The organism is Pseudomonas sp. 29 (assembly GCF_002754355.1).
Taxonomy (GTDB): domain Bacteria; phylum Pseudomonadota; class Gammaproteobacteria; order Pseudomonadales; family Pseudomonadaceae; genus Aquipseudomonas; species Aquipseudomonas neuropathica.
In genome coordinates, this window is record NZ_PEEY01000001.1 from 5,042,426 (window position 1) to 5,054,285 (window position 11,860).

The following is an 11,860-nucleotide window of genomic DNA, read 5'->3' on the forward strand; positions in this document are numbered from 1 at the left end:
CGCCACGCGTTCAGTCATCTTCGGGGGCGCTGCCGCGGCGCGCCCCTTTTTTTGCCGATACAAGGATTTTAGCGATGTCGTTACACCCTGATCTGGAAGCCTTCCTCGATCTGGCCCAAGACAGCCAGGACGCCGGCCTGCCGGCCATGCACCAAATGACCCCGAGCGAAGCCCGCGCGACTTTCGAACAGACCACGGCGCAACTGCGCTGGCCGGCGCCTGAAGACCTGTTGGTCAGCGAAATCGACACGTCGGCACGTGATGGTGCGCCGCTGGCACTGCGTCTGTATCGACCCAATGCTGCGGTCTCGCCGATGCGGGTGCTGGTGTATTTCCATGGTGGTGGTTTTGTTGTCGGCAGCCTCGACTCTCACGACGGTGTGTGCCGCGAGTTTTGCCAGCGCACGCCGTGTGCGGTGTTGTCGGTCGGCTATCGACTGGCCCCGGAGCATCGTTTTCCAACGGCACTGGAGGATGGCGAAGACGCTTTGTCGTGGTTGGCGGAAAACGCTGTGAGCCTTGGCCTTGATACCTCGCGCGTGGTGTTTGGTGGTGATAGTGCCGGTGCGACCCTGGCCACGGTGCTGGCGATTCAGGCGGTGGTGCAACCGCATACTGTGGCCATCGCGCCGAAGGCACAGTTGTTGTGCTATCCGGTGACCGATGCTTCGCGCGTGCACGATTCGCGGTTGTTGTTCAGCGAGGGGTATTTGTTGGAGAGCGATACGCTTGACTGGTTTTATCAGCATTACGCTCGCAGTCCGGAAGATTATCTGGATTGGCGTTTTTCGCCGTTGTTGGCGGAGGATCTGCAGGGGGTGGCGCCGGCGATTGTGTTGTTGGCGGGTTTTGATCCGTTGCTTGATGAGGGGCAGGCTTACGCTGATAAGTTGCGGGGGCAGGGGGTGAGTGTTGAGGTTGAGCATTGTCCCGGGCTGACGCATGATCTGCTGCGGATGGCTTCGGTGATGCCTGATGTTTTGCGGGTGCATGAACGCCTGAGCCGGGCGTTGGCGCGGGTGTTGGTTTGATTTTTTGGGGGGGGGTGGTTTTTGGGTGAATATCCGTTGCTGCGGTAACGGCTCCTTGGGGTTCCGCCCTTACGGCGGGTCACTTTTTACAAACGCCTAAAAAGTAACCAAAAACGCTTGCTCCTACGTGCGGCCCGCTCGCTGGGGCTCGGGGTTCCTTCGCTGCGGGATCGATCCGGGCGCAGCGCCTACGGTTTGCTTCGCTGCACCTCCTCTCGCTGTGTTTGGCTTCGCCAAACGGTCGCTGCGCTCCCACGCCCGGATCAATCCCTCCACTCAGCCTTCCGATGTCGCCTTACAGATCAAGAGCTGCAGCCGAGCTAACGCTCATCCTGTTGAGTGGTGAAGAGCACAGCGCGGTCGGCTGTGGTTTTGTGTTGGATTCGCCCCTCACCCCAGCCCTCTCCCGAGGGAGAGGGAGCCGATGGTGAGCTTTTCAAAATTTGTGTTCAACGCGGTATTGCACGTCGGCGTACCTCTCCCAAACACCTCGATCAGTCCCCTCTCCCTCCGGGAGAGGGTTAGGGTGAGGGGCTCTTGATCTAGCTTTTGATCTTGCTTTGGCTTTGGCTTTGGCTCTTGATCTTTTGCCCCATCGGCAGGCCGAGCGGAGGTGTTCATCCGGGGGGTAGGCGCGGAGCGCCGTGCGGCGAAGCCGCATACATCGAGAGGAGGTGCAGCGAAGCAAACCGTAGGCGATGCCCCCGGATGGACACCGTAGCGAGGGAACACTGAGCCTCAGCGAAGTGCCGTACGCCGGGGCAAAGCCTTTTGGGTTACCTTTTCGGCGTTTGGAAAAGGTGACTCGCTGTAAGAGCGAAACCGCCATCGGCAACACCCGCAGCAACGGATATGCCCCCAAAATCCAAAGAGCATGGTCGGCCCGAAGGCCGCCAAGACCAACAGGCGAAAAAAAGCCCCACCAAAGCGGGGCTCTCTCACATCACACCCAATCAGAAATCAGCCTTGACCGACATCACGAAGTTACGCGGATCACCATAGAAATTACCGAACCCTTCGGTACCAATGGTCGAGTAGTAACGCTTGTCAAACAGGTTGTTCCCGTTAAGCGCCACCGACCAGGTGTCATCGATACGGTAGCCAATGCGACCGTTCCAGACCGCATAACCGGCGCCATCAATGTTGTCACCGCCCAAAGGCGAAGTCCGGTAGTTGCCCGTCTGCGCGTTGACACCCGCACCGATCGTCACGCGATCCAGCGGCCCGCTCAGGCTGTAGTCACCCCAGACACGCAGCAAATGGCGCGGCACGTAGGAGTTGTAGACCACGCCATCCTGCGTGGCGTCGGCATCTTCCAGCACTTTGGTCTGGGTGTAGGTGTAACCGGCGAGCAATTGCAGGCGATCAATCACCTCACCGCTGACTTCCGCTTCGAAGCCCTGCGCGCGAACCTTGCCGGAGTTGATCGAGCAAGAACTGTCTTCGCAACGCGGGTCATCCTGGGCGGCATCTTTCTGAAGGGTACGGAACAGGTTGAAGGTGCTGTTCAGACGACCGTCGAACCACTCACCCTTGATCCCCAGCTCGTAGCTCTGGCCAACCAATGGCTTGAGGGTGCTGCCATCGATGGTCTTGTAAGCGCCTTGCGGGGTGAAGATGTCGGTGTAGCTGGCGTAGGCGGTCAGGTTGTCGTTGAGGTCGAACAGCACACCGGCGAACGGCGTGACCTGGCCGGTTTCGGTGGACTTGGTGTCGACCTGGGTGCCTTCGCCACGGAAGTACTGCACCGAGTCGGTGTCGGACTTGTACCAGCTGACACGGCTGCCCAGTACCAGGGTCAGCGGATCAGCCAGTTTCAGGCGGGCGATCGAGTAGGCGCCGTATTGCTTGATGTGCATGTCCACCGGGCCGCCACGGGAAGCGTTGGCCAGGTAGTAGCTTTCGTCCGGTTGCGGGATGTGGTGGTTCGGGTCGAGCACGTTCTGCCGTTGTGGCAGCGCGGCGACGGCGTAGAAGTCATCCTTGTGCGAACGGCTGGCGTTGGCGCCGATGGTCAGTTCATGTTGCTGGCCGAAGGCGTCGAATTTGCCGTCGACATAGGCATCGAAGCCGTAGTCGCGCTGGTCGTAGTCGTAAATGCTACCCAGCATCAGCGTATTCGAAGCCGTGGCACCGACCGGCACTGCACCGCTCGGGAAGGCGTATTCCATGTCCTGGGTGTTGCGCGAATACACCCCGGCGACTTTCAGCGACCAGTCGTCGTTGAACTGGTGTTTCAGGTCGGCGAAGTAGGTGGCGCGTTTGCTGCGCTGGTTGTTCCACGCGGTGTTCAGGCAGGTGGAGCGCTTGAGGTGCAGGTCGGATCCGTCGGCGTAACGCGGCAGGCCGCCCCAGCATGGCGTAGCGTCGACGTCTTCCCAGGCGAAACCCAGACCCAGGGTGGTGTCGGGGCTGAGGTCGAAGTCCAGGGCGCCGTAGTAGATCTGGTCTTTGCGGCTGGCCACGTCATAGAAATATTGACGGGTCTGTTCGGTGACCACGGCGCGACCACGGATGGTGCCGGAATCGTTCAGCGGGCCGCCGGTATCGACCTGGCCACGATAGTTGTCCCAGGTGCCTGCCGACAGCGAGAGCTGCGTGTGCGCAGTGTCCTGGCCGCGTTTGCGTACGAAGTTGACGCCACCGGCGGTGCCGCCTGCGCCTTTCATCATGCCGGCTGCGCCACGCAGAACTTCCACGCGGTCATAAATGGCCATGTCGCTGTTGAAGCTGTCGGCCTGCACGTAGCTGCTGCCGATATCCAGCGGCACGCCGTCGTACTGGTACTGACCAGACATGCGGAAGCCGCGGGAGTAGAAATACTTGCCGCCCATGGGCGAGTCATACACGGTAATGCCCGGGGTCTTCTCCATCACCTGTTCGATGGTGTTGAGGTTCTGGTCATCGAGCATCTTGCGGGTCATCACCGTGACCGACTGCGGGGTTTCCTTCAGCGAGTGCACGCCCTTGCCAATGGTCACGCCGCCGGTGGTGTAGGAGTTGCTGCCCTCGGTGGTGGCACCGAGGCGGCTGGCGTTGACGTTGGTCGGGGCCAGTTCCATCGCGCTGCCGGTGGCCGGGCCGAGCACGGTCACGGTGTTGCCGTCACGCTGGTAGCGGATGCCGGTGCCGTTAAGCATCGCCTTGAGTGACTCGTCGTCCTGGTAGCGGCCGTTGAGCGCGGTCGAACGCAAACCTTGCAGGCTTTCCGGGCTGTAGATGATTTGCAGGCTGGTCTGCTGGCCAAGGGTTTGCAGTGCCTGGGCCAGTGGCTGCGACGGGATGTTCAGGGTCCATTCCTGGGCCTGAACATACGGCGCTGCCGTGAATGTCAGTGCCAGACCAAGGCCAGTGCCGGCCAGTCGAGTGCGTGTCGCGCCGTGCATCAGCAGGGCTCGAGTCAGAGGGCGAAGCATGAAACGGGATGCGGACATGAGGTTAAGACCTTGGCAGGTATAGTTGTTAATGGTTCTTATTCATCTCATTAAGACGAGGAAGCCGCGGCAAACCGGAAAATTATTTTTCCGGCCCGGCCGCGGCCTCGTCGATCAAGCGGTTTGCAGTTCGCTCTTGACCTTGCCGGCCTCCATGCGCACCAGTTGATCGGCGACGTCGAAGTAACGGTCATCGTGGGAAATGACGATGATGGTCTTGCCCAGACGTTTGAGGTCAGGCAGCAACTCGGTGTAGAAAATTCGCCGGAACGTCGGGTCCTGATCGGCCGCCCATTCATCGAACACCAGCACCGGCCGCTCTTCGAGCCAGGCATTGACCAGGGCCAGGCGCTTGCGCTGGCCGGTGGACAAATCGGTGGTGCTGAACGCGCCGTCGCGCACGCTGACCTTGTGCGCAATTTCCAGGCGTTCGAGGTAGCGGGTCGCGTCCTGCGGGACTTCGCGGTCGCCCTGAATCAGATCGTCGAACAGGTAGTAGTCGGCAAAAATCGTGGTGAAATTCTGCCGGTAGTCATCGCGATTAAGCGCGGTGATCGGCTGATCGTTGACGCGGATTTCGCCTTCGGTTGGCGCGTACAGGCCCAGCAGCAGTTTGATCAGTGTGGTTTTGCCGCAGCCGTTTTCACCGACGATAAACACGATGTCGCCCTGTTCGATGCGCAGGTTGACCGGCCCCAGACGGAACGGTTCGCTGCCTTCCACGGGTGGGAAGGCGTAGCGCACGTTGTGCAGTTCCAGGCTGTTGACCGCACCGGGTTTCTTGCCTTGGTCTTCCAGCAACAGATGCGGTTCGGGCGAGGAAAATTGCTCGCTCAGTTCGGCGATGCGGCGGAAGGCAATCTGCGCACGGCTGATGATCGGCAAGGTGCTGACCAGGTGCTCCAGCGGCCCCTTCATGTACAGCAGCACCAGGACGAAGCCGCTCATCACTGCTTTGTCGCCGCTGGGCCAGAAGGATTGCAGGGCCAGCGCCATGCCGATCACCACGAAGAACAGCATCGAACCGAAGGACTTGGCGATGACGAAGGTGTTGATGGATTTGATCTGGGTGTCGCAGATCTTCTCGGCAGTTTTCTGAATACCGGCGACAAACATGCGCTGGCGACGCGGACGGTGAATGCGCAGTTCCTTGGCGCCTTCGGCAATCGCGTTGTAGTGCTTTTGCAGTTCATCCTCAGAGTCGCGTGCGGCGTAGAAACCGCGCATGCCCTTGGCCCGGGCAATCGCTTGAATGGTCGTGCCGATGGCAATGGCCACCAGCATCATCAGGAACATCGGCCAGGACAGCATGGCCAGATAGCCGAGACAGCCGAGGGTAACGGTCATGGAAATTGCCAGCGGGGCAAAGGCGAAGGCGAAGTCGCTGATGGTGTCGACGTCGTGGGTCAGTACCGGGATCAACCGATGGCTGCGGTAGCGTTCGATCTGGTCGATCGGCGCTGACAGCACTTTCTCCCCCAGTTCCTTGCGCAGCTTGGCGATGATGTGCTGGCCGACGTAGTTGGTGCCGATGTCGGACAAAATCGTCGTCAACAAGGCCAACGCACAGAGGCCAGCGAAGATCATTACCACGGTGCGGGTCAGGCCGTCGTCGGAGTGCAGGGCATTGTTGATGGTCGCCAGCAGCACGGTGACGCTCAGGCCGCCGATCATGCCGAGCACGATGGACACAGAGACGATCAGGCGGAAGGGCTTGAGCAAGGCGAACAATTCGTTGATCGCCCCACGCGTAGGCTTGGTCATGGAGGATTCCTGCTTCGGTGCGGAGGGAGTGCCGGTACTTAAGGAAAACGAATGGTCACGGACTTTCTTTAAACGACCGCAGGCGGGGCTGCGGTCGGGATGGGCAGGATCAGAGGTCGCGCACTACGCGAAACCCGAGCCAGTCGCCTTTGCTGGTCGGCCAGCTGCTGTTGCGGTTGCCGGAGCGCGAGAACACCGGCGCCTCGCCCCAATCGTTACCGCGCATGACCTGACGCTCGCAGTTTTCCTGGGTCCATGGGCGACCGTCGTTGGGTACGCCGGAGTAGTCCTTGTGATAACAGTCGGCGGTCCATTCGTAGACGTTGCCGTGGGCGTCGTAAACGCCGAAGGCATTGGCCGGGAACGTCCCGGCTGGGGAGGTGAAGTTGTAACCGTCGGCGGCGCCATAGGTGTTGGCATGTTTGGAGATCTGGTAGTTGTTGCCTTCATCGAACGGGAAAGGGAAGGGCCCGGTGCTGCCGCCGCGTGCGGCGTACTCGCGGATCGATTCGCTTTGCAGGCGATACGCGTGGCCGGTCTTTTTCGATAACCAATCGATGTAGCCCTGGGCTTCGGCGACGTTCATGCACACGGCCGGGTCGCGGGCGGTCTGTTTGAATTCCGGTTTGCCGGCGGTGCAGCGGCGACCCGGGCGATCATCGAAGTCGTAAGGCTTGTTGCCGGTTTCGCGCACGTACGCGTCCCACTCGCCGACCAGCACCTGAAAGCGGCTGATGGCGAAGGGTTTGCTGAAGGTCACTGCGTGGCGCGGGCCTTCGTCCGGTTCGCGGCCGACTTCGTCGTCCGGGGTGCCCATGGTGAAGGTGCCGGTCGGCAGCACGACCATTTCCGGGCAGTCCTTGCAGTCCTTGAACACTTTGCCCGGCGCCGGCGCTGTCGCCGCTAGAGCAGCACCGGGCAGCAGGCCGGCGCACAGCGCGGTCAGGGCCAGCGCGGGCAAGGCCTTGAAGGTGAAACAGGCGTGAGGCTTTTTCATGAGTCGTCTCTGTGAAAGGAAAACGGGAGGCGAAGGTTCAGGCGCGCAGTTTTTTGCCGAGGATGGCCATGAAGCGGTCCACTTCGGCTTCGTTGTTGAGCAGGCCGGGCGCGGTGCGAATCACCGGGCCGACATCACGGCTGACCGCATCGCAGATCACCCGGTTTTGCATGAGGTAGGCGGCGACTGCATCACTGTCCTGACCCTTGACCCGGAAGAACGTGAAACCGGCAGAAAACTGCGGATCGAGCGGGGTCACCAGTTCGATGTTCGCGTGTTCGCGCAGGCGCTGCTTCAGGTAGCTGTTGAGCTGATGAATGCGCGCCTGAACCTCGGCCTTGCCCAGTTGCAGGTGCAACTTGAACGCTTCGTCCACCGCCCAGCGATGCTCGAAAGCGTGGTAACCGCCCGGGGTCATGATCGTGGCGAAAGAGGTGGCTTCGGAGAACGTCGGCACGCTCGGGCTGACGTATTTCAGCTCTTCGCTGCGGCTGCACACGATGCCGGTGCCGCGCGGGCCGAACATCCACTTGTGGGTGCCGGCGATAAAGAAGTCGCAGTTCATCTGCGGGAAACTCAGGTCATCGACACCGAAACCGTGCACGCCGTCGACCACGTAGATCAGGCGATCCTTGTCGTCACGTTGACGGTTGTGTTCATCAACCAGCCGCGAGATGTCGCTGATCGGCAATTTCACACCGCTGCCCGAATGCACCCAGGTCATGCCGAGGACGCGGGTCTCAGGGCGGATGTTGCGGTTGATGGTGTCGAGCACCTGATCCAGGGAAATGCTTTGCGGCGTTTCGAACAGCCTGAGTTTGCGCACCCGGGTGCCATCGCGGCGGCTGCGGAAATCGAGGATGTTGCGGGTGGAATAGTGCTCGTGTTCGGTGGTGAGGATTTCCTGATCAGGGCGCACCTGCACGCTGCCATAAATCATCGCCAGCCCTTCGGTGGTGCTGCCGGTGAGCGCGATCTGGCCGGGCTTGGCTTGCAGGTATTGGCCGGCCCAGACCCGCACGTTTTCCTGCAATTGTTCGTCGCTCCCCAAATCCCAGTCCATGGCCAGCCCCGGGTTCAGGTCAAGCGCGGCGCGATGGCGTTCGATGGCCTCGCGCACGGGTTTGGGGTGAGAGGTAATCAGGAAATTGGCGAAGTGGATCGCCTGTGGATCCTGATCGAACAAGTGGCGCAATTGCGTCCATTTGTTCGCGGAGGCCACGGGGGCGGTCGTCGCCATGGCCGGTGCTGTCAGGCTGGCGCCAAGCGGCAGGGCGGCCGCGACCACGCCAGCCTGTTTCAGAAAAGTCCGGCGGTCTGTCATGGCTTGGCAGTGTCCTGACGGGAAATCAGTGCCGGTTTCGCGGATTTCTGTACCTGATCCCAGACGCGCATGAAGTTGCCGCCCCACAGCTTGGCGATGTCCGCTTCGGAGTAACCGCGCTGGATCAGTTCGGCGGTGACGTTGCGGATTTCGCCAACGTTTTCCCAACCCTTGATGCCGCCGCCGTCGTTGAAGTCGGACGAGATGCCAACATGGTCGATACCGATTTTGCGCACGGTGTAATCGATGGCGTCACCGAGATCCTTGAGGGTGGCTTTCGGCTCTTCTTCAAGGATGCCGTAGAGGCCGCTGGCGTACTGGCCGAGTTTCTGTTCCGACCAGGCCGTGATGATCGGGTCGCCCGGCATCAGCGCCATGGCCAGGTTTGGCAGTGGCGGCAGATCGAAGCGTGCGCGCAGGGCATTGAGTTTGTCCTGCGTGCCCTGAGTCAGCGGTTTGAGGTACTGCGAGAAGCCGACCACCTGAACCACGCCGCCGCTGTTCTTGATCAGCTGCAATTCCTTGTCGCTGAGGTTGCGCGGAATATCCACCGCCGCACGCGGCGCCGAGTGCGAGGCCACCAGCGGTGTGCGGCTCAGCTGTGCAACCTGTTCCAGGCCTTTGGTCGACATCTGCGAAACGTCGATGATCACGCCCAGATCGTTCAAACGCTGCACTGCTTGCTTGCCGATATCGGAGAGACCGTCGAGGGCGTCCGGTGAGTCATTGAAGAACGGCAGCGGCCGCGAGGAGTCCGCCCAGCTGTTGTTGCCGATGTAGCTGAAGCCGAACATGCGCATGCCGCGTCCGGCCCACAGGTCCAGTTTGCTCAGGTCGTTGCCCAGCGGGTAAGCGTTGAGCATGCTGATGAAAATCGCAAACTTGCCTTCGCCATGCAGGCGGCGGAAATCATCCGGGGTGTAGGCGATGCCGACCTGATTGGGGAAGTCGCGGACCATGCCGGTGATGATCTTGTAACGGACTTCCTGTTGGTTGCGGGCTTCTTCGACAAAACCTTCGGTGGGGCGATGCGGGGCGTTCGGGCCGTTCCACATTTCCGGCCAGCCGAACACCGTCAGCGCAGCGCCCGACAAGCGCCCGCGATTGGCCTTGATCAGGTCGAACTGGCCGGAGCCGTCCTTGTCGGCTTCATTGCCGTGGGCGCCGAAACTCAGCGGTACGGTGATGTGGCTGTCGAAGGAGAGAATGCGATCCTGCAACTCGGTCGCCTGTTTCATCACTTTTACCGGGTAGCCAGGGTTGTCCCGAAACCAGTAATCCCAAGCCAGAAACCCTGCGCCGGCGCTGATCGCCAAGGCCAGCGGCAGGCCGATAAATAGAGCCTTTTTCGAACGCGGTTTTGTCATTGCCATCTCATTCAGGTTCGCCGTCGAGGTGCAGGCGCAGGGGCCTTTGCTATCTGGGAGGAACGAGTGGCCGGGCGGGTAATTTAGTCGCGCGCAGGAAAAGCGCTGACGGCGCGTAGCGATCTTTTGCCGGGGCCGTAAATTTCCCCGGCGAGCAAACGTTCTAGCTTGGATAAAGCCTGCTTCATGGCTGACACAGGTAGGGCAATGACGATCTCTCGACGCTGGTTCATGGCGGGCATGGCACTCACGGGCGCCGCGCTGCCTGCCGCTTTTTATGCACATCGTGAGCTGACCCGCGAGGAGTTTCCGATCACCCCGGGCGAGGCTACGGTCGATCTGGCCGATACCGCCGGACAGCAGTTGGCGGACAACCTGCGCGGCGTCTGGGATATCCGTTTCAGCGGATCTGCGGCGGGGCTTGATGGCTTGCCACGCGACGGCCTCGAGTTGTTTCTCGACATTGCCCACCGGGGGCGCGGTTTGCGCGGGTTTCTCGATACCGGTGCCAGCCTGCGCTCAGAAGCGCCTGCGCGTTACCAAGTGATCGGCGATCTGGCGCCGGGCACCGGCGCCGAAATGTACTGGCGGCTGATGCGCACCGATGCGCCGCACGCGCCGCCGGTCTACGAATTCAAAGTCAAACTCGACGAAGTCTGGGCGGCGTTCGGCAATGCCGGCAGCGGTACGTTCACCGGGCAAGTGTTGCGCCTCGATCGGCCGTTGGCGCTGCCTGAACTGGACAATCATTTCATCGCCATCAAGCGTCGTTTTCCCGAAGCCCGCGAACGCACCGGTTTGAACCCGACGCTGTTGGCGTGGCTGGTGGCGCCGGAACATCGCCTGTTCCACCAGCTCTGGCACGCCAGCCGCGACAAGTGGCACAAGCTCTCGGAGAAAAAGCGCGACGCCCTGCGCGGTATTGGCTGGCAACCCGGCCCCCGTGACAAGGAGCGCGATGCCCGTGGGCCCAGCAAGGATCGCAATGGTTCGGGCATCGATTTTTTCTTCATGCACCGGCACATGCTCGGCAAGGCCCGTTCGATGCAGGATCTGCCGTCGTGGCAGGCCTTCCCGATGCCGCAACCGGAGCTGGAACGCGACCGCCAGGGCTTCGCCCGCTACTTCGACAATCACGACGGCGATGCACTGCCACCGACGTGGCTGACGGAAGGTGATGACGAATACACCAAGTGGGTCAGCGATATCAAAGCGGCCGAGACCTATCACAGCAATTTCCAGGTCTGGGAATCGCAGTACCGCGACCCGCGCTACTTGGCGAAACTCAGCCTCGGCCAGTTCGGTTCGGAAGTCGAATTGGGTCTGCACGACTGGTTGCACATGCGCTGGGCGTCGGTGGCGCGGGATCCGTCCAACGACATTCCGGTGCCGATGGCGCGCGATCAGGCGGATTTTGCCGCGCGTTGGTATGCCCCGGAAAACGACTTTCTCGGCGACCCGTTTTCCTCGCACGTGAACCCGGTGTTCTGGCGTTTCCACGGCTGGATCGATGATCGCATCGAAGACTGGTTCCGCGCCCACGAGCGTTTTCATCCGGGCGAGGTCAGCCGGCTGGAGGTCAACGGCGTGCCGTGGTTTGCGCCGGGGCGCTGGGTTGAGGTCGATGACCCGTGGCTGGGGCCGGACACCCATGGCTGCAGCACCGTGCCGGGGTTGCAGATCGGGCGCTCGGTGGAGATGGATCCAGAGACGATGAAGCTGGCGTTGCGCATCACCTTTGGCGATGAAGACAACATGGCCGACCTGTTCCGCAAAGTGCCGCAGCGACCGTGGTACGCGCGGCATCTGAAAGTGAAAGGGCGGCAACTCTAAGCGCAAAAAAATCGCAGCCCGGTGCTGCGATTTTTTTTGCCTGGGGATATTGCTTGCCTGACCTGGCGCTTTCGCGAGCAGGCTCGCTCCCACAGGGGACTTTGTAAACG

Annotated in this window: 7 protein-coding genes; 2 read left to right on the top strand and 5 right to left on the bottom strand. The window is 61.2% G+C overall.

Annotated features, from left to right (window positions below; genetic code table 11):
• Positions 1-74: 74 nt before the first annotated feature.
• Complete coding sequence (locus CLU80_RS23320) at positions 75-1,031, top strand: alpha/beta hydrolase (RefSeq protein ID WP_099758498.1); 957 nt, start codon at positions 75-77, stop codon at positions 1,029-1,031.
• 953 nt (positions 1,032-1,984) lie between these two features.
• Here the strand turns inward: CLU80_RS23320 and CLU80_RS23330 are convergent.
• The 5 genes from CLU80_RS23330 to pvdM form a co-directional block, all read right to left on the bottom strand.
• Positions 1,985-4,465 (bottom strand): TonB-dependent siderophore receptor, encoded by a 2,481-nt coding sequence (locus CLU80_RS23330; protein WP_286079763.1) that lies wholly within the window; start codon positions 4,463-4,465, stop codon positions 1,985-1,987.
• Positions 4,466-4,579: 114 nt separating this feature from the next.
• Complete coding sequence (locus tag CLU80_RS23335) at positions 4,580-6,229, bottom strand: cyclic peptide export ABC transporter (protein WP_093431948.1); 1,650 nt, start codon at positions 6,227-6,229, stop codon at positions 4,580-4,582.
• A gap of 109 nt (positions 6,230-6,338) precedes the next feature.
• Positions 6,339-7,226 carry a dihydropyoverdine dehydrogenase gene (gene pvdO / locus CLU80_RS23340; protein ID WP_099758501.1) on the bottom strand — a complete coding sequence of 296 codons (888 nt, stop codon included), beginning with the start codon at positions 7,224-7,226 and terminating at the stop codon, positions 6,339-6,341.
• Positions 7,227-7,263: 37 nt separating this feature from the next.
• Entirely contained in the window at positions 7,264-8,550 is a 1,287-nt protein-coding gene (gene pvdN, locus CLU80_RS23345; protein WP_099758502.1) for a pyoverdine-tailoring periplasmic protein PvdN, read from the bottom strand.
• Positions 8,547-9,917 (bottom strand): pyoverdine-tailoring dipeptidase-like protein PvdM, encoded by a 1,371-nt coding sequence (gene pvdM / locus CLU80_RS23350; protein ID WP_093431958.1) that lies wholly within the window; start codon positions 9,915-9,917, stop codon positions 8,547-8,549. Before pvdM ends, pvdN begins: the two co-directional genes overlap by 4 nt.
• Before the next feature lie 207 nt (positions 9,918-10,124).
• Here pvdM and pvdP point away from each other — a divergent pair, with 207 nt between their 5' ends.
• Complete coding sequence (gene pvdP, locus CLU80_RS23355; RefSeq protein ID WP_099758503.1) at positions 10,125-11,750, top strand: pyoverdine maturation tyrosinase PvdP; 1,626 nt, start codon at positions 10,125-10,127, stop codon at positions 11,748-11,750.
• Positions 11,751-11,860 lie beyond the last annotated feature (110 nt).